15 protein-coding genes and 3 pseudogenes are annotated in these 25,984 nt (G+C 71.9%); 5 read left to right on the top strand and 13 right to left on the bottom strand.

The features are described from left to right. Positions 1-923 precede the first annotated feature (923 nt). Entirely contained in the window at positions 924-1,190 is a 267-nt protein-coding gene (locus AB0N31_RS13225; protein WP_366058453.1) for a YrhB domain-containing protein, read from the bottom strand. Then, complete coding sequence (locus AB0N31_RS13220; protein ID WP_366058461.1) at positions 1,190-6,394, bottom strand: DUF6531 domain-containing protein; 5,205 nt, start codon at positions 6,392-6,394, stop codon at positions 1,190-1,192. The genes AB0N31_RS13225 and AB0N31_RS13220 overlap by 1 nt, the downstream gene beginning before the upstream one ends. 551 nt (positions 6,395-6,945) lie before the next feature. Between AB0N31_RS13220 and AB0N31_RS13215 the strand changes: the two are divergent. Beyond that, positions 6,946-7,724: pseudogene (locus tag AB0N31_RS13215) on the top strand (IS5 family transposase); the annotation flags it as partial. Positions 7,725-8,486: 762 nt separating this feature from the next. On the opposite strand, the gene AB0N31_RS13210 reads toward AB0N31_RS13215, so the two are convergent. The 4 genes from AB0N31_RS13210 to xylB all read right to left on the bottom strand — a co-directional run bounded on the left by AB0N31_RS13210 (position 8,487) and on the right by xylB (position 14,288). Beyond that, positions 8,487-10,010 (bottom strand): aldehyde dehydrogenase family protein, encoded by a 1,524-nt coding sequence (locus tag AB0N31_RS13210; protein WP_366058452.1) that lies wholly within the window; start codon positions 10,008-10,010, stop codon positions 8,487-8,489. Between the two features lie 176 nt (positions 10,011-10,186). Then, positions 10,187-11,455, bottom strand: a complete 1,269-nt coding sequence (locus AB0N31_RS13205; protein ID WP_366058451.1) for a GAF domain-containing protein — start codon at positions 11,453-11,455, stop codon at positions 10,187-10,189. Positions 11,456-11,619: 164 nt separating this feature from the next. Further along, on the bottom strand, positions 11,620-12,828 hold the full coding sequence (locus tag AB0N31_RS13200) for an ROK family transcriptional regulator (RefSeq protein ID WP_366058450.1): 1,209 nt from the start codon (positions 12,826-12,828) through the stop codon (positions 11,620-11,622). A gap of 14 nt (positions 12,829-12,842) precedes the next feature. Then, a complete protein-coding gene (gene xylB, locus AB0N31_RS13195; protein ID WP_366058449.1) occupies positions 12,843-14,288 on the bottom strand; it encodes a xylulokinase in 1,446 nt (481 codons plus the stop codon). Positions 14,289-14,404: 116 nt separating this feature from the next. Between xylB and xylA the strand changes: the two genes are divergently transcribed. Next, a complete protein-coding gene (xylA, locus tag AB0N31_RS13190) occupies positions 14,405-15,571 on the top strand; it encodes a xylose isomerase (protein WP_366058448.1) in 1,167 nt (388 codons plus the stop codon). 302 nt (positions 15,572-15,873) lie between these two features. After that, the gene (locus AB0N31_RS13185; protein ID WP_366058447.1) at positions 15,874-16,359 is read left to right on the top strand and encodes a hypothetical protein; all 486 of its coding nucleotides are present in this window, start codon (positions 15,874-15,876) and stop codon (positions 16,357-16,359) included. Between the two features lie 177 nt (positions 16,360-16,536). Here AB0N31_RS13185 and AB0N31_RS13180 read toward each other — a convergent pair whose 3' ends face one another. The 3 genes and pseudogenes from AB0N31_RS13180 to AB0N31_RS13170 form a co-directional block, all read right to left on the bottom strand. Further along, complete coding sequence (locus AB0N31_RS13180) at positions 16,537-17,880, bottom strand: esterase-like activity of phytase family protein (RefSeq protein WP_366058446.1); 1,344 nt, start codon at positions 17,878-17,880, stop codon at positions 16,537-16,539. A 139-nt stretch (positions 17,881-18,019) separates the two neighbouring features. Continuing rightward, a pseudogene (locus AB0N31_RS13175) lies at positions 18,020-19,304 on the bottom strand (SWF or SNF family helicase). Further along, on the bottom strand, positions 19,301-22,162 hold the full coding sequence (locus AB0N31_RS13170; RefSeq protein WP_366058445.1) for a DEAD/DEAH box helicase: 2,862 nt from the start codon (positions 22,160-22,162) through the stop codon (positions 19,301-19,303). Before AB0N31_RS13170 ends, AB0N31_RS13175 begins: the two are co-directional and overlap by 4 nt. A gap of 234 nt (positions 22,163-22,396) precedes the next feature. On the opposite strand from AB0N31_RS13170, the gene AB0N31_RS13165 reads away from it, so the two are divergent. After that, entirely contained in the window at positions 22,397-22,579 is a 183-nt protein-coding gene (locus AB0N31_RS13165; protein WP_363090317.1) for a hypothetical protein, read from the top strand. Between the two features lie 48 nt (positions 22,580-22,627). Here the strand turns inward: AB0N31_RS13165 and AB0N31_RS13160 are convergent, their stop codons facing one another. Together AB0N31_RS13160 and AB0N31_RS13155 are read right to left on the bottom strand one after the other, a co-directional pair. Then, positions 22,628-23,476: a hypothetical protein gene (locus tag AB0N31_RS13160; protein WP_366058444.1), complete on the bottom strand. Its 849-nt coding sequence runs from the start codon at positions 23,474-23,476 to the stop codon at positions 22,628-22,630. 137 nt (positions 23,477-23,613) lie between these two features. Continuing rightward, entirely contained in the window at positions 23,614-23,943 is a 330-nt protein-coding gene (locus AB0N31_RS13155; protein WP_366058443.1) for a hypothetical protein, read from the bottom strand. Between the two features lie 99 nt (positions 23,944-24,042). On the opposite strand from AB0N31_RS13155, the gene AB0N31_RS13150 reads away from it, so the two are divergent. Next, a complete protein-coding gene (locus AB0N31_RS13150) occupies positions 24,043-24,939 on the top strand; it encodes an oxygenase MpaB family protein (RefSeq protein WP_366058442.1) in 897 nt (298 codons plus the stop codon). Here AB0N31_RS13150 and AB0N31_RS13145 read toward each other — a convergent pair. Together AB0N31_RS13145 and AB0N31_RS13140 are read right to left on the bottom strand one after the other, a co-directional pair. Then, positions 24,925-25,118 (bottom strand): annotated as a pseudogene (locus AB0N31_RS13145) (PadR family transcriptional regulator); the annotation flags it as partial. The gene AB0N31_RS13150 and the pseudogene AB0N31_RS13145 sit on opposite strands and share 15 nt — an antisense overlap. A 234-nt stretch (positions 25,119-25,352) precedes the next feature. After that, positions 25,353-25,952 (bottom strand): class I SAM-dependent methyltransferase, encoded by a 600-nt coding sequence (locus tag AB0N31_RS13140; protein WP_366058441.1) that lies wholly within the window; start codon positions 25,950-25,952, stop codon positions 25,353-25,355. Positions 25,953-25,984 lie beyond the last annotated feature (32 nt).

The following is a 25,984-nucleotide window of genomic DNA, read 5'->3' as shown; positions in this document are numbered from 1 at the left end:
CCCCGTAAGACCGCCCCCACACGATCGAAGCCGCGCTACACTCCGCCCGCCCGGCGAAAGACCAGGTCAGACAGCGAAATCCTGCTGGAGTACTAGAAGAAGCCGAGCTTCTTCGGCGAGTAGCTCACCGGCAGGTTCTTCGTCTGCTGGTGGTACGCGCTCACCGTCGCCTCTGACCTGCGGCAAAGGGTGGAATCGTCTGCTGCTGAGCCGAGTTGGTCCGCACCTGGTCCGGATCTTGGTCCGTGATCTGTGGTGTTGGCGTGCGAGTCCTGCGGTACGACATGGCACAGGTGGTAAATACTGTCCGTGGGCTTCCTGGCCGGTCCAGGATGAGCGCGTAATGCCTGTTCAGGGCAATTCCGGTCCGCGGGGGCCGACATAGTCGGTGACAGGCGTGTGACAGCGGCGTTCGATGGAAAGCCGCAGGTCCGGCCCGACGAGGCTTCCGGACAGGTGGGTTGCAGGGTCAGGCATGGGCACCGTTGCATGCGGTTGTCCGCTCTCGAAGCACCCGACGTAGAGATGCCGCAACGACACGCGTCGCATGCCCGGTGCGCAACACGCGACTCAGGGATTGCGCCCGACCAACCAGACCACATGCTTTGTGCATGCGAAATGGGACGCCTCCGCGACACTGCCTGCCCCTTGAGGTTGCGCGGGTCGTGTGGACGCGACCGCCCCGGCGTCTTGGGCCCGTGCGACGGTACCGCCGCCATGCCCGGCGGGCCGGACAGAGTCCGCCGGGCGTGTCTCGTCGGCATCGGGGCGTTTCCCGCCCGGAAGAACGTCCCCGACCCGTGACTCCGATCGGTGTCCCGCAGACGTGCGACGTTATCGGACCGGTGGCATGCGCCGGACATCGCCGCATGCCACCGGCCTGTTTTCTCATGACGTCACACCAAAGGGCGTGCCAAGGCAGGTCAGAACAGGTCGAGCTGGGCGGACTCGGTTGCTCCCAGCATGCGGCACTCCCCTGTTTCCCCGTCGACGCGAACGTAGCCCGTGCCGACAGCCATGTCCCGGAGGTCCCCGGTACGGAGGTAAGCGACCGATTGGCAGTCGAAGTAGAAGGTGCTTCCCACCTGGGTGCGCTCTCCTTCGACGAGCGCAAGGGTCATGCCCTCGTGGCTGACCTTCTCGTCCAGGAACTTCTTGGCCAGCTCGGTCGCCTCTTCTATGTCCAGCATCAATCTGTCCTCAGGAGGGAGAAGTTGCGCCACGGCGAGAGATCGGCATGCCCTGATTGGCCATCCAGGAACACCACGTCTCCCTTGATGTTCACCACGTTGAAGACATGGGCTTGCCTCCCCTTCTGACCCATCACGATACCTCGGGCGCCATTTCCCGCCTTCTTGATCTGATTGACGATGCCCGAGAGCGTGGACGCTTTGAACTGGCGTCCGCCGTACAAAGCTTCGATGGGTGCTGTGGAGCCCTCTCGGAGCCCTCCGGGCGCTGAGGACGGAGATCCCTCGGCCAGCAGGCGGTCGACTGCCACAGCGCAGGCACGGCAGTTCGTGTTGCCGCCTTGAGGGTTCACCAGTGCTTTGAGCTGCTCCGTGATCGGGGTCTTGTAGGGGATGCCTCCGTATCCCCTGGTCACGCCGCCACCTCCAACGCCGAACCTCAGGTTCCCCACATTGACCGCCGCGGTTTCGGGGGCCACGGCCGCCCGACGCCAGCCGGTCAGTCCGCCGACTCCCACGAGGGCGATCTGCTGGGTGAGTTCTTCGGCTGCTTCGGCGTACAGATCGGCGAGTGCGTCGCAGCCCTGTTGGCGGAGCATGTACTCGGCGCGGTAGAGGCGGTAGGCGGGGCGGACGGGGAGGTACTTGTCGACGAAGGCGCCGGCGCCGCCGTTCTCGCCGGTGAATGCGTCGTGTGCGTCACCGAGGAACACGAAGGGGGACTTGAAGACGTCGACGAAGGCGTCACCGAAGATGCCCGCTGCCTCGCCGAGGCTGTCGACGCGGTCGTTGTTCGGGTCGTCGGGGGTCAGGCCGCTGGGGTCGGTCAGGAGGGTGGGGACGTTGTCGGCGTAGGCGTAGGGCGAGGCGTACGGGGTCGTCCGGGCGCGGGTGGCGGGGTCGGGCCGGGTGAAGCGGCCGGTGGTGGTGTCGTACTGGCGGGCGTGGAGGTCGAGGCTGCCGGTGGTGGTCTCGTAGCGGGCGCCGGTGTACGACGGGGTGTTCGCGGGTGCGCCGGTGGTGGTGGTGTTCAGCACGCGGGTGCCGAAGGGGTCGTAGGCCCAGCGCTGGTGCAGGGTGCCGGTGCTGCCGGTGACGTCGACCGGGGAGCCCTGGGTGTCGTGGTGGTAGTAGAAGAGTGTCCCGGAGCCGGTCTTGGTGGCGGTGGGCTGGCCGAGGGGGTCGTAGTGGTAGGACTGCTTGACGGTCCAGGCGCTGTCGTATTCGGTGGCCAGGATCGGCAGGGGTGCGTTGGGATCCCACTGGGTGCGGTTGGTGACCGCGCCGTCCTTGAGCGTGGTGACCTGGTTGCCCTCGGCGTCGTGGTCGTAGGTGTAGCTGCTGCCGCCGACGGTGGCGGCGGAGATCTGTCCGGCCAGGTCGTAGGTGTAGGTGTCGGCGCCCTTCTTGGTCTGGTTGCCCTCGGCGTCGTAGCCGTAGGCGGTGGTCGTGGTGCCGGTGGTGGCGGAGGTGAGCTGGTCGGCCGCGTCGTAGGCGTAGCCGGTGGAGGTGGTACCGAGGGTGGAGGTCAGCCGGTTGCCGACCTTGTCGTAGGTGTAGGCGGTGGTGCGGCTCGCGGCGCAGCCGGTGACCCAGGGCTGCGGGAAACAGCCGGAGGTGAGGCGGCCGGCCGTGTCGTAGGTCAGGTCGTAGCCGCCGGTGCCGACACTCGCGCGGGTGACGTCGACGTGGGTGGGCAGGCCCGCTGGGGAGAGGGCGAGGGCGGTTCTGGTGACCGTGGCGCCGGCCTTGGAGGAGGTGACGGCAATGAGGCGGCCGGCCCGGTCGTAGGCGCGGTCCTCGGTCTCGGTGTTGGGCAGCGCCGACCTGGTGAGGCTGCCGGCCGGGTCCCAGGTGTACGTGGTGGTCTTGCCGTCGGCCAGCATCGTCGCGGTGCGGCCGTCGTTGTCGTACGTGTAGGTGATCGTGTTGCCGTCGGCGTATTTGCGGGTGAGCATCTGTCCGGCGGCGTCGTAGGTGTAGGCGAAGCCGCGGGTTTTGGTGAGGTTGCCGACCGCGTCGTAGACGAAGTCCTCGGAGATCTTCGCGTTGGCGCGGGTGGTCATGTGTCCGGCGTCGTCGTAGCCGAACGTCGCGTCGGGGGTGGAGTCGGAGTAGTCGATCTTGGTGAGCAGGCCGCGCGGGTCGTAGGTGTAGCCGGTGGCTCCGCGGGGCGTGGTCTTCTTGGTGAGGTTGCCGGCGGTGTCGTAGGTGTACGTGGTCTCCCGGTTCAGCGGGTCGGTGACCGAGGTGAGGCGGCGGGCCGCGTCGTAGCCGTATGCGGTGACGTGGCTGTTGGCGTCGGTGCGGGTGGTGACGTTGCCGGTCTTGTCGTGCCCGTAGGTGGTGACCGCGCCGCCGGGGGCGGTGACCTCGGTCAGCTGGTCGAGCTTGTTGTAGCCGTAGGCGGTGACGCGCTTGTCGGCGTCGGTGTGCTTGGTGACGTTGCCGACCGCGTCGTAGACGGTGGTGGTCACGCCGCCGAGCGGGTCGGTGACGGTGGTGGGGTTGCCGGCCGGGTCATAGCCGTAGGTGGTGGTGTACTGGGCGGGGTCGGCGCCGGTGGCGTTGCCGCGGGGGTCTACCGAGGTTGCTTGGCGGCCGTCGGCGTCGTAGGTCCAGCTCTCCTTGTGGCCGAGCGGAGAGGTGCGGCTGAGCAGGTTGCCGTCGGCGTCGTAGGCGTAGGCGGTGGTCTTGCTCAGCTGGTCGGTGCTGCTGGTGAGCCGGTTGTTCTTGTCGTAGACGGAGGTGACCGTCTTGCCCGCCGCGTCGGTGGTCTTGGTGACGTTGTCGTTGGCGTCGTAGGTGTAGCCGGTGGTGTGGCCCAGCGGGTCGGTGACCACGAGCGGCCGGTTGATCGCGTCGTAGGTCGTGGTGGCGGACGCCCCGGTGGGGCCGGTGACCTTGGTGGTGTTTCCGGCCGCGTCATAGGTGTAACTCGTGGTGTACGCGGCCGGGTCGGCGCCGGAGACGTTCCCCCGTGGCGAGACGCTGCTCAGCAGGCGGCCCACCTTGTCGTAGGTGTAGGTGGTCTTGCCGCCGGCCGCGTCGGTCTCGGAGGCCAGGCGTCCGCTCGCGTCGTAGGTGCGGGTGACCGCGTTGCCGGACGGGTCGGTGGTGCGGGTCGGATGCCCGGCGTCGTCGTAGGCGAACGTGGTGATGTCGCCCGCCGGGTTCTTGGCCGACGTCAGCTGCTCGGCGCCGTTGTGCCCGTAGGTCGTGGTGCGGCCCAGAGAGTCCGTGGCCGAGCTGAGCAGACCGCGCCCGTCATAGGTGTACGTCGTGGTGTGCGCGGCCGGATCGGCGCCGGCGACGTTGCCGCGCGGGTCCGTCTTGGACAGGATCCGGCCGGCCTTGTCGTACGTGAACGTCGTCCTGGCGCCCAGTGGGGTGGTGACCGACGTGCGGTTGCCGGCCGCGTCGTAGCCGTAGGTGGTGACTTTGCCGCGCGGGGTCGTCACGGTCTCCAGGGAACCGAGCGCGGTGTACGTGTAGAGAGTCTTGCCGCCCATCGGGTCGGTGGTGGAGGTGAGTTGGTTCGCCGTGTTGTACGCGTAGATCGTCTTGTTGCCGCGTCCGTCGGTGTGACTGGTGATGTTGCCCGCGCTGTCGTAGGTCCAGCTCTCCGCGTAGCCGAGGGCGGTGGGCGCGGTGCGGGTGAGCATCCGTCCGGCGCTGTCGTACGTCATCTGCGTGGTGTTGCCGCGCTGGTCGGTGATGGCGGCGGGGCGCAGGTGGCGGTCGTAGTCGTAGGTGATGCTCTTGCCGTAGGGGTCGATCGTCTCCATCAGGACGTTGCCGGCATACACGTCGGTCCACACGCCGCCGTCGGGGGCCGTGGTGTGCGACGCGCTCCTGCCGTCCCAGGTGAAGGTGGTGGTCCTGTCGTTCTGGTCGGTCTGGGACTTGATGCGGCCCGTCGTGTCGTAGGCGTTGGTGACCTTGCCGCCCGCCGGGTCGGTGTAGGAGGACAGCCGCTCGTTCGTGTCGTACGCGTACGACGACGTCCTGTCGGCCGGGTCGGTCACCGAGGTCAGCAGGCCGTCGGTGTAGCCGTACGACACCGACGTGCCGTCCGGCAGGCCCACCTCGGCCAGCAGTCCGTCGGTGCCGGTCGTGAAGGTGGTGGTGCGCCCGGCGGCGTCCTTGACGGAAGCGAGCCTGCCCGACGTGTACGTCAGGCTCAGTCCCTTGCCCGCGGTGTCGACCACGGAGGTGAGCAGACCGGCGCTGTCGAAGACGCGCCTGGTGTGGTCCGGTGTGGTGATCGTGTACGTGCTCGTGCCCTTGACCAGCTTGGCCGCGGAGCCCGCCGGGGCGGTGTACGTGCCGTCGCTCGCCTGCGTGAAGACGAACGACGCACCGTCGTCGGTCCGGTACGTCACCTTGTCCGTCGCCAGTGTCAGCCTCGCGTCGAACGGGGTCGCCCAGCCGCGTCCCAGCAGGCCGACGGCGGTCGAGTCGGAGCGGTAGGTGCGCTCCAGGGCCAGGGGCACACCGGGGCTCACCAGGGAGGCGTCGGTGAGCTGTTCGTAGAACATGCCGGTGGCCGTGTTGACCGGGTCGGCGCGGTGCGCCTGTGCGTAGCAGGTGCAGATGCCCGCCTGCGCTCCGGGGATCACCGGGGTGTAGAACGCCTCCACCAGCGGCGAGGTGGTCCCGCCCGGGCTCGACGTCCCGTCGGCACTGTTCAGGAAGACCCAGGCGTAGTATTTCTTGCCGTCCTGCAGGATTCCACCCAGTTCGCTACTGGCCCACCAGAAGCACTGGTCGGTGGGGTAGGAAGTGCTTCCCCACCAGTCGTAGCACCAGGCCCCGGTGTTGGCGGTCGAGCCGGCCGGATCGTCCGTGGCTTTCTTGATCTCCTGCTGGACGACGAAGTTGCCCGCCTCGTCCCGTACGTACAGCCACATCCCGGTGTACGACGAGCCCCGCTTGGGCAGTTTTACCTGCCCGCCGATCGACAGTATTCCCGGGTACGCCTCGGCCCAGGAGGACACCCACGTCGGGTTGTCGCCCGCCGTCGCGAGGGGCTGGACGGCTGTGCTTCCCCCGGCGGCTGGACCGCGTTCGGCACTGTTCTTGCCCGGCCGACTGTGAGGCTTGCCTTGGGGCTCGCGCTCGGGCGAGTTCATGTACTCGCGCATCGGCGACCGTTCGTGCCGGTCCTCCGCGACCTGCTTGCGACGCTCGGCCAGCGTCATGGCCCTGGGTGGCTTGGGCAGGTCGGCGGCTGTCCGGGCCTGTGCTCGTGTGACGGCCGCGGTGGCCGTGGAGGGCGGACGGTCCCGGGGGGACGCCCAGGAGGGGACGACCCCCGCTATGGCCAGCAGAGTCAGGGTCAGAACGGCCGTGACGAGTCCTCGCGCTTGTGTGCGCACAGTGCATCACCTGTGGGTCAGGAGTGAAGAGAGGTCGCGGTGATGCATGATCAGGAGAACCGTCGAACTAACGTGCCGTGGGACTCGGGGCCGAAACACGACGGGGTCCCCACTCGCCCTGGGCCATAACTCTCCTGGCCGAGTGGGCGAAGGGCTCCGACTGGCCGCGCCATTTGGCGCGAAGGTGATACCGAACGCCAGATGGTGTGGGTAAACGGAGCATCGACGGTGGGTCAAGGGGAGGTGGCGGGCCGGAAACGGGAGAAGGGGCTGCTTGAGCGGGATCTTTCTCCGGCCTTAGAGCTCGTGACAGGATCTTGTTGAAGCGTGCTGGTGGGGCGTAACCGGTGTGACGATTCGGCCGTTCGTGGGGTGTGGGTACTCGACCGTGGATCGTGGACGATGAGTTGTGGGCGCTGGTCGAGCCGTTACTGCCGCCGTGGCCGGAGCGGTCCCCGGGGCCACGACCGGTGGCGGATCGGCTCTGCCTCCAGGGCATCCTGTTCGTCCTCTACAACGACATGGTCTGGCAACTCCTGCCCCTGGAGCTGGGGTTCGGCTCGGGGCAGACCTGCTGGCGCCGCCTGGACCGGTGGCAGAAAGCAGGAGTCTTCGACCGGCTACATCGGGTCCTGCTCGCGGAGTTGAACGCGGCCGGCGAACACGCCCTAGTCACGTGCGTGCGTGGACGGCTCTCACATCCGCGCGAAAAAGGGGGCGCCGACACGGGTCCGTCGCCGGCCGACCGGCGGAAAGCGGGCAGCAAACACCACCTGATCTGCGATGGACGCGGCACCCCGCTCAAGGTCATCACGACTGCGGCCAACGTCAACGACGTCACCCAGACCCTCGCCCTGGTCGACGGCATCCCGCCCGTCGCGGGCCGCCCCGGCCGGCCCCGCCGCAGGTCCGAAGCCCTGCTCAGCGACAAGGGCTACGACTCCAACGCCCACCGCGACGAGTTGCGTCGCCGACGGATCCTGCCCGTCATCTCCCGCAAGGGATCATCGAACATCCAGGGTATGGGCAAGCCCGCTACGTCGTCGAGCAGACTTTCGCCCTGCTGCACCACTTCGAACGCCTCGCCGTCCGCTGGGAACGCCGCACCGAACTCCACGGCGCCTTCGTCTCCCTGGCCTGCAGTCTCATCTGCCGGCGAGGCTTCGGAAGCACAAAAACGACTGACCGTGTCAGGACAGGCCAGGGCCCCAGCGGGCTACTTCAGAACGTTGGTGCTCTCCGCACCTACGGCGAGGCGGGGGAGACGATCGTGGGAGCAGCGCCGTCGAGTCCTCCGAGCCGCTGGTTCAGAGGAACTGGCTTTGGTGTCCTCTTCGGTGGGCTGACCACGGTGGTGTCCGTTGCTGCGATTGGGAGGGTATGGGCTGCTTGTGACATCGGCGGCAGCGCGGCAGCCAACGGCATGACTTTGCTGTTTCTTGCGCCTCTCATATGGATCGCCGCTGCGGTTCCGTGGATGATCCTGCACAGCACCCTCGGAAGACGTCATTGCAGGACAGCCCTGACTGCAGGGCTCATCTTCACCCTGTGGTTCACCTGGTTCCTTGTCACATGGTTCGGCATGCCGGACTCCTACCCCGCCCTGTTGTGCCCGGGCAACGTCCCACCCTGGTGGCCGAGCTTCATCCCAGCATGACTCCGGCGTAGCCCGTGAATGACCTCGACAGCGGCAACCTGCTCGACAGCGCGCCGACCAGCCGCGGCACGCCAGCAAGATCGTGTGACGAGTTCTTAGCGAGACCTTGGCTCGGAAATGCCCCGGAACTGCTGGTCAGAGCTGGGGCACGGGTGGGAGATATCGGGAGTAAGGGTGTGTTTCCACTCGCTACTCAGATGTGCTCCGAGAAGGGCGCCTGCCGGGCATCAGCCCTGGTCAGGCGCCCTTTTTCTGCGCCTAGAAGAAGCCGAGCTTCTTCGGCGAGTACGACACCAGCAGGTTCTTCGTCTGCTGGTAGTGATCCAGCATCATCTTGTGCGTCTCGCGGCCGATTCCCGACTGCTTGTAGCCGCCGAACGCCGCGTGCGCCGGGTAGGCGTGGTAGCAGTTCGTCCAGATGCGGCCCGCCTGGATGGCCCGTCCCGCGCGGTACGCCGTGTTGATGTCCCGCGTCCACACCCCGGCGCCGAGGCCGTACGACGTGTCGTTGGCTGTCTTGACGGCGTCCTCGAAGTCGTCGAACGAGGCCACCGAGACGACCGGGCCGAAGATCTCCTCCTGGAAGATCCGCATGCGGTTGTCGCCCTCGAAGATGGTCGGCTGGACGTAGTAGCCGCCCTTCAACTCGCCGTCGTAATCGGCACGTTCGCCGCCGGTGAGGATCTTGGCGCCCTCCTGCCGACCGATGTCGATGTACGAGAGGATCTTGCTGAGCTGGTCGCCGGACGCCTGGGCGCCGATCATCGTGTCGGTGTCCAGGGGGTGTCCGGGCTTGATCAGCTCGGTGCGGGCGACGGCGGCCGCCATGAACTCGGAGTAGTTGCCCCGCTGGACCAGCCCGCGCGACGGGCAGGTGCACACCTCGCCCTGGTTCAGCGCGAACATCGTGAAGCCCTCCAGGGCCTTGTCGCGCAGGTCGTCGTCCTTCTCCCAGACGTCGTCGAAGAAGATGTTCGGCGACTTGCCGCCCAGCTCCAGCGTGACCGGCTTCAGGTTCTCCGCGGCGTACTGCATGATCAGCCGCCCGGTCGCCGTCTCACCGGTGAACGCGACCTTCGCCACCCGCGGGCTGGACGCGAGCGGCTTGCCCGCCTCCTCGCCGAAGCCGTTGACGATGTTCACCACGCCCGGCGGCAACAGGTCCGCCACCAGACTCATCCAGTAGTGCAGCGAGACCGGTGTCTGCTCGGCGGGCTTGATGACCACCGCGTTGCCGGCGGCCAGGGCCGGCGCGAGCTTCCACGTCGCCATCAGGATGGGGAAGTTCCACGGGATGATCTGCGCGACCACCCCGAGCGGCTCGTGGAAGTGGTACGCCACCGTGTCCTCGTCGAGCTCGCTGAGCGAACCCTCCTGCCCTCGGACCGCACCCGCGAAGTAGCGGAAGTGGTCGATGGCCAGCGGGATGTCCGCCGCCAGCGTCTCGCGGACCGGCTTGCCGTTCTCCCAGCTCTCCGCGACCGCGAGCGGCTCCAGGTGGGCCTCCATACGGTCCGCGATCTTCAGCAGGATGTCGGAACGCTCGCTCGCCGACGTCCGGCCCCAGCCCGGCGCGGCCGCGTGCGCCGCGTCGAGCGCCCGCTCCACGTCCTCCGCCGTGCCGCGGGCCACCTCGGTGAACGGCTGCCCGTTCACCGGGGACGGGTTCTCGAAGTACCGGCCGCGGGCCGGAGGCACGTACTCGCCACCGATGAAGTGGTCGTAACGCGCCTGGTAGGAGACGATCGCGCCGTCGGTTCCGGGCGCCGCGTAACGGGTCATGGTGGATGGCCTCCCTCAGCAGCGCTGCCCGCCGTTGGGCAGCTCTGCTGAGGGAGGCTAGGCAAGCCGACGTTGCATGCACGTTGCGCGGGCGGGGCGGCGACCGGAGCCGTCCGGGCGGCGCGCGCGGGCAGCGCGTCGCGTCGACGGTGCCGGCCCGGGCGGGCAGCCGGTGATCAGCGGCGCGTCCATGACGCCGGCGCCGCCAGCTCCGACTCCAGCGCGGCCAGCCGAGCCCGCACCGCGGCCGTCGGCCGTGCCGTCGCCAGCGCCCGCCACACGTCGATGTCGTCCTCGCCCCACGGCGCGTGCGCCCAGTCGGCGAGCAGGTCGGGGTCCCGGCCGGCCAGCAGGGCGGCGCGCAGGCCGTCGGCCAGGCGGTCCCGGAGCCGTACCACCGCCGGTGCCCGCGACGCCGGCAGCGGCGGCCCGGTGTACGCCGTGATCGCGGCCGTGACCGCCCCGGTCGCCAGCCGCCGCTCCACGACGGCGAGGTCCGACTCGACGGGGACGGTGAGCCGGTACGGCCGCGAGGCAAGCAGTCCCGGTCCCAGCACCCCGCGCAGCCGGGCGAGTTCGACCCGCAGCGTCACCGGGGTCACCGACTCGTCCTCGTACAGCGCGCACAGCAGCTCGTCCCCGGTCAGGCCCTCCGGACGGCGGGCCAACAGGACCACGATCTCGCTGTGCCGTCGGCTCAGCCTGATCCGTCGCCCGCCGACGGCGAGGTGTGCCTCGTCGCGCCCCAGCACGGTCAGCTCGGGCGGGTCGGTCTCCGGCCGCTCCGGGGCGAGCAGCGCGAGGTGCGACTCCGCGGCCCGCGCGACCGCCTGGACGAAGCCCAGGCTGTGCGGATGCGCCAGCCCGTCGCCGCCGGTGATGTCCACCGCGCCCAGCACCCGCCCGGTCCGCGGATCGTGCACCGGCGCCGCCGCGCAGGTCCACGGCTGCACCCGCCGGATGAAGTGCTCGGCCGCGAACACCTGCACCGGCCGGTCCACGGCGACCGCCGTCCCCGGGGCGTTCGTCCCCACCGCGGTCTCCGCCCACCGCGCACCCGGCACGAAGTTCATCCGCCCCGCCTGCCGCCGTGTCGCCGGGTGACCCTCGACCCAGAGCAGCCGGCCGTGCGCGTCGCAGACCGCGAGGAGGTGTTCTCCGTCGGCGGCGAACGTGCCCATCAGCTCCCGGAACAGCGGCATCACCCGCGCCAGCGGATGCTCGGCCCGGTAGGCGCCGAGGTCAGCGTCGGTCAGCTCCACGTCCGCGGTGCCGTCCGGCCCGACGCCCGCCCGCGCCGATCGCCGCCACGAGTCGGCCACCACGGACCGCACCGGCCGCGGGACTCTGCCGGCCTGGGTGAACGCGTCGTGCGCCCGTCGCAGTGTCCGTACACGCTCGGCAGGGTCGGCCCCCGGTTCCAGGGCCACCCAGGGATCGGTCACGTCGTCCTCCGGAAGGCGATGCGGCTGGGGGACATCGTCACGCCGGGGGTGCGTCCCGACAACCGTTTGGACCGGGGTCACCCGAAAGAGGGGAACAGGCGCAACCCGCGGGAACGCCCTCGCGCTCCGGCCCTGCCGACGCATCAGGCGTCGGGCCCGGAGGCTCAGCCCCGCCCCGCCACTCCCGCCGGGTCGTCCAGCACCGCCCGCACCACGGAGTGCGCCGCGCCGAGCAGCGGGCCCTCCGGGCCCAGCAGGGAGACGGACACCGGCCAGGGCGGGCCGGCCGTGCGGCGGGCGAGCTCGGACTCCAGGGACGGCAGCAGCCAGGGTGCCAGTCCGGCGAGGGCCCCGCCGAGCACGACGGCCTCCGGGTCCAGCAGGTTGAGGGCTCCGGTGAGGGCGACGCCCAGTGCCGTGCCCGCCTCGCGCAGTGCCCCGCGCACCCGCTCGTCGCCGTCCGCCGCGCGTCGGGCCAGCAGACCGACGCGGTCCTCGCCCGGTTCCAGGCCGGCCGCGCGCAGGACCGCCTCCTCGCCGGCGTACTGCTCCAGGCAGCCACGGCCGCCGCACACGCAGTCCGGCCCGTCGGGATGGACCGGAACGTGCCCCAGTTCGCCGGCGAAACCGCGGGTACCGCGCAGCAGGCTGCCGTCGACGACGAGTGCGGCACCGATGCCGATCTCCGCCGAGACGTGCAGGAAGTCCCGCGGGGTGTCCGCGCCGAGCCAGAGTTCCGCGAGGCCGCCGAAGTTGGCCTCGTTGTCCACCGTCAGCGGGAACCCGCCGGGCAGCAGGGCGCCGAGATCGACGTCGTGCCAGTCCAGGTTCGGGGCGCGGACGACGGTGCGGGCGTCCCGGCCCACCAGTCCGGGGACGGCCACCGCGAGCCCCGCCGGCCACAGCCCCTCACGCTCCCCGTCGGCCACGACCCGGCGCACGAGCGCGGTGAGTTCCCGGAGCACCGGTCCGGGGGCGCGACCCCGGTTCGTGCCGTGCCGTACGGCGCGCGCCCGCACCTCGCCGCGCAGGTCGACGGCGCAGACCGCGAGGTGGTCCACGCCGATCTCCGCGCCGATCCCCGCCGGGCCGCGCCCGCTGACCGCGAGTGCCGACCCGGGCCGGCCCACCCTGCCCGGCCGCTCGGGGCCGAGTTCCTCGATCAGGCCGGTGCGTATGAGTTCGTCGACGAGCGTCGAGACCGCCGCACGGGTCAGGCCGATGCGCGTGGCGACCGCCGCCCGCGACAGCGGTCCCTCGGCGCTGACGGCGTGCATCACCCGGGCGAGGTTGCGGCGGCGCATGCCCTGCTGGGTGTCGGGCAGCGTTCGCCCGGGGCCGGTCGGGCGGGCCTCGTGCGGCGGTGCGCTCATGCCTGCGTCGATCCTCAGTGGGTGTCCGTGCCCCGCTCCAGCAGCGGGGACGCGTCGGAGAGTACCCCGGCGATCCTGGCCAGGGCCGCCTCGTCCCGCTCCACGGCGTCGAGCACCGGGCCCCGCGCGGTGTTCCAGCGCCGGGCCACGGCGGCCGGGTCCTCCCCGGTCAGCAGGCCGGCCGCCTGTGCCGCGGCACCCAGTGCGACGAGTTCCCTGGCGTCCGGGATCTGCACGGGCCGTCCGGACAACCGGCGCACGGTCTGCTGCCAGGCCGTGCCACGGGCACCGCCGCCGATCAGCAGCAGCGGGGCGGAGCGGTCGGCGTCCTCGTCGAGGACCAGGTCGAGTGCGCCGAGCAGGGAGTGCACGGCACCGTCGTAGGCGGCCTGGAGCAGCTGGCCGGCGGTGGTGTCGTGGCGCAGACCGTGCAGCAGACCGGAGGCGTTCGGCAGGTTCGGGGTGCGCTCGCCGTCCAGGTAAGGCAGGAGCGTGAGGCCGGTGGCGGGCTCGACGGCCTCGCGGTCGAGGCCGAGCAGGGCGGCGACGCGGTCGACGGCGAGGGTGCAGTTCAGCGTGCAGGCCAGCGGGAGCCAGTCGCCGTGCGCGTCGGCGAAGCCGGCCACCGTGCCCGTCGGGTCGGTGGGGCGCCGCTTCGACACGGCGTACACCGTGCCCGAGGTGCCGAGGCTCAGCACCGGGCTGCCGGGGCGCAGCCCGAGGCCGAGCGCGGCCGCCGCGTTGTCGCCGGTGCCCGCGGCGACCAGGGTGCCCTTGGAGAACGGCAGGTCGTGGCTGTCCCGCACGGTGCCCGCCACCTCGCCGGGGCGCACCACGCGCGGCAGCAGCGCCGGGTCGAGGCCGACACGGGCCAGGATCTCGTCGTCGTACGCCTCGGTCGCGGACGCCCACCAGCCGGTGCCGGACGCGTCGCCGCGGTCGGTCGTGCCCTCGCCCGTGAGACGTTCGGTGAGGTAGTCGTGGGGGAGGCGTACGGCCTCGGTCGCGCGCACGGCCTCCGGCTCGTGCTCGGCGAGCCACGCCCACTTCGTGACCGTGAAGGAGGCGGCCGGCACCAGGCCGGTGCGCTCCGCCCAGAACTTCGCGCCGCCCAGCTCCTCCGTCAGCCGGCGGGCCTGCGGGGCCGAGCGCACGTCGTTCCACAGCAGCGCCGGGCGCACCGGTTCGCCGCGTCCGTCCAGCGTCACGAGCCCGTGCTGCTGCCCGCCGATGGACACGGCAGCCGCTTCGCGCGCCGCGTCACCGCACTGGCGCAGGGCCTCGTGCAGGGCCTCCCACCACTGGCGCGGGTCGCTCTCCCGGCCGGCGCCGGAGGTCACCGTGTGCGGTGCCTGGCCGCTCGCGACGACCTGGCCGGTGGCCGCGTCGACGACCAGCACCTTGGTGGACTGGGTGGACGTGTCCACGCCGACGACGAGCGGACCCTCGGCTGCTGACATCGGGATCTCCCTAACTTTTTCCGCGGCTCCGCGGGATCTGACTTCCCAGAGATGCCTCCGCATACTAATTTGTAAACGGCCATGACGAAATAGTCTGCAAGCAAGGAGCCGCGGCAATGAGCTACCAGCCCACCCCCGAGGACAAGTTCACTTTCGGTCTGTGGACCGTCGGCTGGCAGGGACGCGACCCGTTCGGTGACGCCACGCGGCGTGCCCTGGACCCGGTCGAGACGGTGCAGCGCCTGGCCGAGCTGGGCGCGCACGGCGTGACCTTCCACGACGACGACCTGATCCCCTTCGGATCCTCCGACAGCGAGCGCGAGGAGCACATCAAGCGCTTCCGCCAGGCCCTGGACGCCACCGGCATGAAGGTGCCGATGGCCACCACCAACCTCTTCACGCACCCCGTCTTCAAGGACGGCGCGTTCACCGCGAACGACCGCGACGTGCGCCGCTACGCGCTGCGCAAGACCATCCGCAACATCGACCTGGCCGCCGAGCTGGGCGCGAAGACCTACGTCGCCTGGGGCGGGCGCGAGGGCGCGGAGTCCGGCGCCGCCAAGGACGTGCGCGTGGCCCTGGACCGGATGAAGGAGGCCTTCGACCTCCTCGGCGAGTACGTCGTCGAGCAGGGCTACGACCTGCGCTTCGCCATCGAGCCCAAGCCGAACGAGCCGCGCGGCGACATCCTGCTGCCCACCGTCGGGCACGCGCTGGCCTTCATCGAGCGCCTGGAGCGCCCGGAGCTGTACGGCGTCAACCCCGAGGTCGGTCACGAGCAGATGGCGGGCCTGAACTTCCCGCACGGCATCGCCCAGGCGCTGTGGGCGGGCAAGCTCTTCCACATCGACCTCAACGGTCAGTCCGGCATCAAGTACGACCAGGACCTGCGCTTCGGCGCCGGTGACCTGCGCTCGGCGTTCTGGCTGGTCGACCTGCTGGAGAGCGCCGGCTACGAGGGCCCCAGGCACTTCGACTTCAAGCCCCCGCGCACCGAGGACCTCGACGGCGTGTGGGCGTCGGCCGCGGGCTGCATGCGCAACTACCTGATCCTCAAGGAGCGTGCGGCCGCGTTCCGCGACGACCCCGAGGTCCAGCAGGCCCTGCGCGACTCCCGTCTGGACCAGCTGGCCCAGCCCACCGCCGCCGACGGCCTGCAGGCCCTGCTCGCCGACCGTGCGGCGTTCGAGGACTTCGACGCCGACGCGGCCGCCGACCGCGGCATGGCCTTCGAGCGCCTCGACCAGCTGGCCATGGACCACCTGCTCGGCGCCCGCGGCTGACGGCACGCGCGCGTGGGTGCATCCGGACCGGACCCCTCCGGTGCCCTCACGCGCGCCGTTCGCCACGTACGCGCGTGTACTGATCGCCACGTACGCGCGTGTGCGGCTCACCACGTAGGCGCGTGTGCGGCTCGCACGTACGCGGGTGTGCCGTCGGGACGTACGCGCGTGTGTGCCGTCGAGCACGCCGAGTCGGGACCTCCGTGGGGAGTACGCCGGAATGATGCCGTCCATGACATGAGTCGGTATCAACTTCCGTTCAGGGGTCGCGCGTCGGCGCGTCCACCACGACCCTGGACGCCATGGCCATGCCGCCCGTACCGCCCAAGCCGCCCGGCCCGCCGGGTGACACGCCGCCTCCGAGCGGCTTCGGACCGCCTTCCCCGGGCTTCGGCCCCGATCACGACGCGGGAGGCGGCGGCCGGCCGCCGTCCGAGCCGCCCCCCGCGCCGCCCGGCCCTCCCGACGGCCCCGGAAGGCGCAGGAACCCACTCTTCGCCGTACTGGCGCTGCTGGTCGCCGCCGCAGTCGTCGTCGCCGTGGTGCTGACGACCTCCGGGAACGGCGACTCGCCCGACGGCGACGCGCCGGCGGGCACGGGCTCCTCGCCCACGCCCTCGCTCCGTCCGCCGAGCGGGCTGCCCAGCGGATTCCCGACCGAGCTGCCGTCCCAGCTGCCCAGTGGGCTGCCGAGCGGGCTGCCGTCCCAGCTGCCGAGCGGACTGCCGACTGTGCTGCCGAGCGATCTCGAGTCCCTCCTGCCGTCTTCGGAGGAACTGCTCCCGTGAGCCTGCCGTCGTGCGGCACGCGCGCGTGAAGTCGCGTGCCGCACGCGCTTCGCCGCATCGCGCGTGGGCCCCTGCGCCGCATCGCGCGTGACGGCGTGTGCGGCACGCGCGCGTGCCGCACACGCCCACCGTCGTCGCCCGGCCCGTGCCGCCCGGCCCGTCGTCACCGGCCGGCTGTCACAACCCCTTCGGCAGGCGCACGTACGTCACCTTCGTCTCGATGCCGCTGTCGACCAGCCGGCCCCGGGCGTCGAACGCGTCCGCCCCGTCCGTCATCCCGAAGTCGTTGTCGTTGATCAGGGCGAGCGTGTCGCGGTTCACGAGCGCGACGCCCTCGATCTTGCCGGGCACTCCGGCGACCGTGCCGAGGTCGACGACCAGCCGCTTGGAGAGCACCGGGACGCCCGCGGCCGCCGGGTCCGCCAGCTGTTCCAGCGACGGCGACGTCGCCCCGTCGTCCCAGCGGCCGCCCAGGATGTCCGCCTTGCGGTCCAGCCGCACCAGGTGCAGGCGGGCGGCCTTGTCGGTCCGTTCCTCGACCAGCAGCCGGTCACCGCCCACCGCGACGACCGAGGAGATCTTGAGCTCGGAGGCGTCGTCCTCGCTCGGGTCGACCACCGTCACCGGGTCGAAACGGTACGCGTACTCGGCGGTGACCGCCTTCTTCTTCGGCGAGAAGCGCAGCAGGCGCACCGTGCGCGAGGCCTCGCCGGCGTCCTTGTCCGGCAGCGACAGCGGGCTCTGCATCGCCAGCACCAGATCGCCGCCCGGTAGCTGTGCGAGCCCTTCGAATCCGCGGTTGACCTTGCGGTGCAGCAGCACCCCGGGCAGCGCCTCCACCACCGGGTGGTCGGCGCCCGTCAGGTTCAGGCCCTCGGGCACGTAACGGGTGAGGACCTTCCCGCGCGCGGAGACGTGGACGAGCGAGGGCCCGTACTCGTCGACGAGCCAGAAACTGCTGTCCGCCGCCGGCACGACGCCCTCGGTGTCCAGCCCGTTCGGATCGAACGGCAGTGGCGTCCTCGCGTCGTAGGAGTACGGCGCCTCGTCGCGTTCCGCCTGGTTCGACAGGCCCGTCACGGGCTCGCCGGACGAGGTGGTGAGCGGGATCGACCGAAGCACCTTCACCGTGTCCCCGGACACCTTGATCCGGACGATCGCCGGATCGAAACCGGGCACGGGGAACGTCCGGCGCTTCGTGCCGTCCACCTTGATCTGGCCGTTGGGGCCGCGGTCGGTGACCGTCCAGTACTCGCCCTTGCGGCCCGCCGGGTGGATGTCGCTGCCGATGCCGCCGAGGTCCACGCCCCGGTCCTCGGCGACGGTGCCCGGCAGAAGCGCGTTGCTGAACGTCCCGAGCGGGATGTCGCCGAGCGTCGCCGTCGAGATCACGCGCGCCTCCCCGGACCGCCTGTGGGCGGACGCCGGGCCGGCGGTGGCGAGGGCGGCCAGCACGGTGAGCGGTACGACCGCCGCGACGCAGCGGTGGACCGCGCGTCGACCGGTGGCATGCGGGGACATCGAGCCTCCTGAGGAGCATCTGTGGTGACAGCGGACAGAGTCGGTTCACCCGCGGAACACCGTGCGACGCCCCGGTGAACGCGTGCCGTCGGCCGACCGTCGGTCCGGCCCGCCCGCCTCCACCGGAGCGGCCCCCGCCTCAGGAAGGCTCTTCCTCCCCGTCGGACCCGACGGCGGCCAGGGCCGTCGCCGGGTCCCGGGCCGCGTCCCCGGCGGGCACCCAGCGCCCGCGCTCCTTGCGATACGGCCACCAGCGGCCGTCCCGCCCCAGACGCAGCTGACCGGCCGACCCGACCACCGTCCACCGGTTGCCCCGCGCCCGCAGCGCCGGCCGCTCGTCCTGCGCCCAGGCGGCGTCCAGGGCGGCACGCGCGCGTGCGAGAGCCTCGCCCTCGACGGCCCACTCCTCCTCGAGCACCGCCAGGGCGGCCCGGCCCCCGATGCGCCAGGCCCGGACGGCCAGCTCCAGTTGCTCCCGGCCACGCCCGGAACCGGCGGCGAGCCGGTCCGACACGGGGCGCGGCGTCCCGGGGACCGCCCGCCGCCAGCCGCACCGCGTCCTCACCGACCGTCAGCGCTCCGGCCGGAGACCGCTGTTCCGTCCCGCCGCGCAGAGCCTCCGCGAGCAGGGCCCGGGCCCGTAGGGCCGTACGGGCGGCCAAGAGCTCCAGGGCGGCCGGCTCCACCTCCCCGGTGGGCGGCACCCCGGTGTCCAAGGAGGGTGGCACGCCGGGGTGTTCGGGCAGGTCGGGAACGGAGGGCAACGGAGGCAGGACATGCCCGGCGAGGTACGCCTCCAGTGCGTCCACGCCCTCCTGCGGGACGGGCGCGGTCTCGGCCGGTGCCGCGGCGGTGCTGCGGGCCTGGAGGTCGGCGAGGAGGGCCCGTTCGGCGCCGCCGCGCAGGAGCAGCAGGACGAACGGATCCTCGTCGAGCAGCCGTGCCACCTGGTAGCACAGGGCCGTCGTATGGCCGCAGTGGTCCCACGCGCCGCAGCCGCATTCCGCCTCCAGGTCGCCCGGCCCCGGCAGCAGGTCGACACCCGCCGTCCCCGCGTCCTCGACCAGGTGCGGCGGCAGCTCACGGTCGAGCAGCGCGGCCACATGACCGGCCCGCTCCACGGCCAGGTCCAGGAACCGGTCCCACTGGCCGTCCGTCAGGACCTCGAGCAGCACATCGGCCCGGTGTCCCGTGCCGTCACGGTCCTTGACGACGGCCGTGACCCGCCCCGGCCGCACCGACACGGCGCCCACCGCTCCCGCGCGCGCGAGCCTGCGGCCCGTCCGCACCTGCTCCCCGTCCAGCGCCCCGTCCTCCAGGGCGGCCAGCCAGGCCCGCCCCCACCACGACTGCGCGAAACCCTTCCCCCGTGCGGGAGGCAGCGCCTGAAAAGTGCGTTCCCGCTCGCCGTCGTACGCGTTCACCGCGTTCCCCCTCGCAGTTCCACCAGTTCGGCCAGTTCGGCGTCCGACAGCTCCGTGAATCCCGCCTCTCCGGAGCCGAGCACGGCGTCGGCGAGTTCGCGCTTGCGGCGCAGCATCTCGGCGATGCGGTCCTCGACCGTGCCCTCCGCGATCAGCCGGTGCACCTGCACCGGCCGGGTCTGTCCGATGCGGTGGGCCCGGTCGGTGGCCTGCGCCTCGACGGCCGGGTTCCACCAGCGGTCGTAGTGCACGACGTGCTCCGCGCGCGTCAGGTTGAGTCCGGTCCCGGCGGCCTTGAGCGACAACAGGAACACGGGCACCTCGCCGTCCTGGAAGCGCGCCACCATGGCCTCGCGCTCCGCGACGGGCGTCCCGCCGTGCAGGAACCGGGTCGGCACGCCCCGCGCGGCCAGATGGCGTTCGAGAATCCGTGCCATGCGCACGTACTGCGTGAACACCAGGACGCTCGCCCCCTCGGCGAGGATCGTGTCGAGCAGCTCGTCCAGCAGTTCGAGCTTCCCGGAGCGCCCGGCGGTCCTCGGCCGTTCCTCCTTGAGGTACTGCGCCGGGTGGTTGCAGATCTGCTTGAGGCCGGTCAGGAGCTTCACGACCAGCCCGCGCCGTGCCATGTCGTCCGCCTCGGCGACCGCCGCGAGCGTCTCGCGCACCACGGCTTCGTACAGGCCCGCCTGTTCCCTGGTCAGGGACACCGGGTGATCGGTCTCGGTCTTGGGCGGCAGCTCGGGCGCGATACCCGGGTCCGACTTGCGGCGGCGCAGCAGGAACGGGGTCACGAGCCGGGCGAGCCGCTCGGCCGCGGCCGGGTCCCCGCCTTCCTCGACCGCCCGGGCGTACCGGGTACGGAACGTGCCCAGCCGGCCCAGCAGTCCGGGGGTCGTCCAGTCCAGGATCGCCCACAGTTCCGACAGGTTGTTCTCGACCGGCGTTCCCGTGAGCGCCACACGCGCGCGTGCCCCGATCGTGCGCAGTGCCCGCGCGGTCTCCGCGTACGGGTTCTTCACGTGCTGCGCCTCGTCCGCCACCACCAGCCCCCAGGGCACCTCGCCCAGCCGGCCCGCGTCCATGCGCAGGGTGCCGTAGGTGGTGAGGACGAACTCCCCGTCTGCCGGGTCCGCGAGATCGCGGCGCGGCCCGTGGAAGCGGCGCACGGGTGTGCCGGGGGCGAACTTCTCGATCTCCCGCTGCCAGTTGCCCATGAGGGACGTCGGGCAGACCACCAGCGTGGGACCGGCTGCCGAGGGGTCCGTCCGGCGGTGCAGGTGGAGGGCGATCAGCGTGACGGTCTTGCCGAGGCCCATGTCGTCGGCCAGGCAGCAGCCGACCCCCAGGGACGTGTTCCTGACCAGCCAGCCGAGGCCGCGTCGTTGGTAGTCGCGCAGCGTCGCGTGGAGTGCGGCGGGCTGTTCCACCGGTTCCTGGTCCTGCGGGCGCGCCAGACGCTCCCGCAGGACCGCGAGCCATCCCGTGGGTCGGACCTCGACGCGGCGGCCGTCGACCTCCGTGGATCCGGTCAGAGCGGCGGCGAGCGCGTCGACCGGGGGCACCTCGCGGTCCTGCCGGGCGTGAGCGCGACGCACCTCCCGGAGGTCGATCAGCACCCACCGGTCGCGCAGCCGCACGAGCGGCCGGTTCGCCTCGGCGAGGCGGTCCAGCTCGTCGCGCGTGAGGTGCTGGTCGCCCAGCGCGAACCACCAGCTGAGGGTGAGGAGCGCGTCCGCGGACAGGGACGACGGCGTGTCCGAGGCGGCCCGGTCCGGTCCGGTGACGTCGTCGGGCGGGCCCACCACCGCGCGGGTGGTGAGCGTGCGGGCCAGTTCCCTGGGCCAGTGCACCGCGACTCCCGCCGCTGCCAGCGCCCGCGATCCTTCTCCCAGGAGTTCCGCTACCTCCTCGTCGACCAGATCGACGGCGTCCGGGACGGCCGCCGACAGCAGGGGCGTGAGCGCGGGCCACGCGCGGGCGGCACGGCGCAGGGCGAGGAGCGCGTCCCTGCGCGCGCGTGGGCCGAACGCCGGCCGGCCGGCACCGGAGCCCTGCCAGATCTCGGAGGCGTCCGCGAGGAGCCCGGGATCACTCACGCTGTGCACCTGCGGCACGGCGCGGAAGGACGGTGCCGCTTCCTCTGCACCCGGGGCGAGCCCCGAGACCTCGATCCGCAGCGAGACCCGTACACCGGCGTCGTGGCCGGCCGCCACGTCGGCGGCCCAGGCCCGCAACTGCGGCACGTGCAGTGGCCCCGGCGCCGCGTAGGCCGGTCCGCCCGTCAGGAGCGGCGCGGCGGGGGAGCGGGGGAGGGTGTCCGCGACCGCGTCCAGGAAGGCCCGCAGCAGCCGCTCCTGGTCCGGCAGCCGCAGGGGCGGGACGTGGTCCAGCGGTAGGGCGTGCGCCTCGGGAGGCATGGCGGCGGCCAGCCGGCGCACCCGCTCGACGTCGTCCGGCCCCAGGGGGCCCGCGCGCCAGGCGTCGTGATCGTCCGAGGAGAGACCGGGCAGCAGCAGCCCGCGCGCGGTGAACTCGAGGGCCGTCAGAGCCGCCGCGCCCCAGAAGGCGACCGCCCGGTGCGCCTCGCGAACGGCACGCGCGCGGGTGAGGACGGGCAGGGCCTCGTGCACCGGCAGCAGCACGGCCGGTACGCGGACCAGTGCCACGCCCGCACCGGAGGGCCGGACGACGGACAGGTCCTCCAGCGAGCCCGACCCGGGGGCGGGCGGGATCTCGCCGTCGTGCTGCCAGAAGGCGAAGCGGCCGGTGCGCGCGGGGACGCCGGGCACGAACAGGGCGGGCCGACGCGCCAGTTCCACGATCTCGGACGGCGTTCCCGCGGAAACCCACTGCACGGAGAAGTCCACTCCTCAAATTTGACTACTGATGTCGGCGGCCGAGGGTACAGCACTCCGCCACCAGACGCGTGCCACCGCCGGAAGGGCTCCCGGGGGATGCGCGGTCGAGGGGTCTCAGGGGCATCTCGGGGTGGACGTCAGGGACGTCTCAGGGCTGATGCTGGAACCGGGCGCCGCACAGAGCCGTTCTCACACCAGAGAGCGGCAGTAGCCGCGGAGGAGGCGACGCACATGTCGAAGAACGCGAAGATCGCCGCAGGGGGTGTGGCCGTAGGGCTCCTGCTGCTGATCTGGCTGCCCTGGTGGGCGGCTCTGCTGATCGTGCTGGGAGTTCCGGCCGTGGCGTACCTCGCGCTGGACCCCTCACAGCGGCGCAGGCTGCGCCGGGTCACGCGCAAGGAGATCGGCCGCTGATCCGCGGGGGCCGCGTCGCGGCCCCCGCCGTGCGGCATGCGTGCGGGCTCAGCTGGGCCGTACGGCCATCTTGTCGAGCGCCTCGAGCAGGCCGGGCAGTTCGGGCCCCCGCCCGACCGGCAGCACCTCTCCCGGTTCGTCGTCGAGCAGGACGAAGGCGATGTCGTCGGTGCGGGCCACCAGTGACCAGCCGGGGCCGTCCGCGCGCAGCGTGCGCGCGTCACCCGGAGCGAACGAGGAGCGCACGCGCCCCAGCGGAGGCGGTGTCTCCGCGTAGGCGCGGACCTCCGCGAGGACACGTCGGACACCACCGTGCCCCGCCGGGGTGTCCCTGCTGCTTCCTTCCCCGCCGTCGGCCGGCTCGGCCGCCTCCGCCCCTTCCGGTGCGGGCGCGAACTCGGCGTCGTCGATCTGCTCCCGCCACAGCGCCCACTGGAGCGCGATCTCGTCGGCTCCCAGCCGCCGCTGCGCGGGGCCCCAGGTGGTCGTGTCCGGCGGGCGCAGGGCGGGGCCGTCCGTCGCCTCCGGCCCGGGGTCGTGAGGCGCCGGCACGCCGGGCGCCGCGACGGCCACCGCCAGGGGCCAGCCTGGCAGGGCGGCGACCATCGTCCGCTCGTCGGGCGACAGGTCGTACTCCATGCCGCAGTCCCACGACGCGATGGCGACGGCCACCAGCGACACGTCGTCGATGACGACCGTCCACCGGGCGCCCTCACCGTCCTGGCCCAGCACCAGGCCGTAGCCGTCGGCGAGCGGCGCGAGACCGAGCGCCGCGCAGGCCTCCGGGTAGTCGTCGCCCAGCACGCTCGGGAACTTCGCCGGCGTCAGCAGCACCGCCGTGAGCACGTAGAGCGCATCGTCCGCGGCGGCGACGGTGTCCTCCTCCGTCCCTGCCATCCCAGCCTCCCCATCGGTTCGTCCGTCGGCGCGCACCCTAGTGCGGCGAGAAGGCGCTTGTCACGACTCCCCGACCTGCCCGGAGCTGCAGTTTTCCGACCGGACGGGGGCGAATCGCCCTCTGGCCGCCGACAGCGTCACGCCGACGACAGCCCGAGAAGGGCCCGCGCCACCGTCCGCGGTGATTCGTCGCGCTCACGCGCGAGCGCGATCACCGCCCGGCACGCCAGCTCGTTGACCCCGAAGGACAGCGCCTCGGGGGACACCCAGCCCGCCACCTCCTCGATCCCGTCCTGATCGTCCTCCGCGCACGCCGCCACGTACGCGGCGGCCGCCTCGAACAGGTTGGGCGCGCGCTTCGTGCCGGACCCCCGCGGATCCCCGGCGGAGCGCGACTCGCCCGGACGCGGCCGCCCGCGCGCGGCGCCGAGAAACCGCTCCCAGACCCTGCGGACCGAGTCGAACATCGCCGACCGCCTTCCCCTTGTCCGTTGTGCCGACCGAGCGTTCATCAGCTGTCACTCAGAGTAGAGTCGGAGCTTCGGCGGCAGAAGGGGGACGGAGCGGTGAAGCGCTACGAGCGGCTCGAACGGATCCGGCGCATGGACCCTGTGACGGAGGCCTCCGAGATCTACCGGCTGACCGTCGCCCACGAGTTCCCCTGGGACGTCACCCGGGCCCTGGAACTCGCCCTCTACCGCACCTACGCGGTGCCGAGCATCGGCCGTCTGCTCGCCCGCACGGCGGAACTCACGGAGCGCTCGCAGAAACGCTACGACGACACCGCACTGCTCCTCGACGCCGTCGTCGAGCACGGATTCGACAGCGAACAGGGCCGAACGGCCGTCCGCCGCATCAACCGCATGCACCGCAGCTACGACATCAGCGACGACGACATGCGTTACGTGCTCTGCACGTTCGTGGTCGTGCCCAAGCGCTGGATCGACACCTACGGATGGCGCAGGCTGTCCCGCCACGAGATCGTCGCCTCCAGCGTCCACTACCGCACCCTCGGACACCGGATGGGCATCAAGGACGTTCCCTCGTCCTACGAGGAGTTCGAGGCCTGCCTCGACGCCTACGAGGAGGCCCACTTCGCCTGGGACGAGGAGGCACGGGCGGTCTCGGACGCCACCCTCGACCTGATGGCCTCCTGGTACCCGAGGCCGCTCGCCCCCGTGCTGCGCACCGCCACCCTCGCCCTGCTGGACGAACCGCTCCTGCGGGCCTTCCGGTACACCCCGCCCGCCCCCGCCACGCGCGCGCTGGTCCGTCGGGCCGTACGCGCGCGTGGACGTGCCGTCCGGCTCCTCCCGCCGCGCCGCGCACCGCACTTCGCGCGCCAGAACCGGGAGATCAGGAGTTACCCGGACGGCTACCGCCTCGAGCAGTTGGGCACCCGGCCGACGCCCGGACTGCGAGGCTGCCCCGTGCGGCACGGTGACGGCTCAGCCGGCCGGTGACGTCGGCGTTTCGCGCAGCCAGGTGAGTTCGGCCCGCGACGTCGCCCGCGCGACGGTCGGTGCACCCGCCGGAACAGGTCGTCCGACTCCTCCATGAGCAGAGCCCGTCCGCCGTCGTGGAAGAAGCTCGCCGGCTCCTCGAGGAAGGCCGGTCGGCGGCGCGACACCGCTGCCCGGGCCGGGGCGCCGTCGGGCTGCGACGAGGGTCCCGACCGGTCATGCGGGAGATCCGCACGGGGCTCGACAAGGCCGAGCGCGTCTGCCCGCAAGGCGAGTCGAGCGGCCCGCCCGACGGGGCCGACGCCCTGAGGGCGTCGGACGTGCGGGTCGAGACCGCGCCGGCCGCCGGGTACCACGTCATGGTCGACGACCCCGGCACCTTCGTGAAGGCGGCCGCCGGAGACGCGTGGGCCTCAGCCCTCGCGCACGGCCAGCGCCAGGAACCGGGCGTCCTCGTCGACGTACGACGTCATGCGCCATCCCGAACCCGCCAGCAGCGGCCGCAGGTTCGGCTCGGCGCGCAGGTCGTCCGGAGTGACGCTGCGGCCCTGGCGTGCCGCGAGGGCCGCCCTGCCGATCGGATGGAAGAGGGCCAGCGCGCCGCCGGGACGGACCACCCGCGCCAGTTCGCGCAGGTTCCGTGAAGGGTCGGGCAGGTGGGCGACGAGACCGGCGGCGAACACCGCGTCGAGCGAACCGGAGCGCAGGGGGAGCGCGGTGACATCGGCGAGCAGCAGCCGCCCGGCACGGTCACGTCCGGCCCGCGCGGCGGCTTCCAGCATCGCCGGGGTCAGATCCGCCCCGACGACCACCCCGGAGGGTCCCACGGCGTCGCGCAGTGGTGGCAGGGCCCGTCCGGTGCCGCAGCCCGCGTCGAGCACGCGGTCGCCCTCGCGCAGACCGAGTTCCGTGACCGCGGTCGCGTAGGCGGGGGCGTCGTCGGGGAACCGGCTGTCCCAGTCCGCGGCGCGCGGGGTGAAGAACTCCTGGACGTGTGTGTGGTCGTCGCTCATGGTCCGCATGATCCCTCACCGGCGGGGAGACC

It is taken from the genome of Streptomyces sp. NPDC051051, assembly GCF_040682975.1.
In the GTDB taxonomy this organism is placed as follows: domain Bacteria; phylum Actinomycetota; class Actinomycetes; order Streptomycetales; family Streptomycetaceae; genus Streptomyces.
The sequence above is the reverse complement of the archived record's forward strand: the minus strand, read 5'-3'. Positions and strand labels throughout refer to the sequence as shown.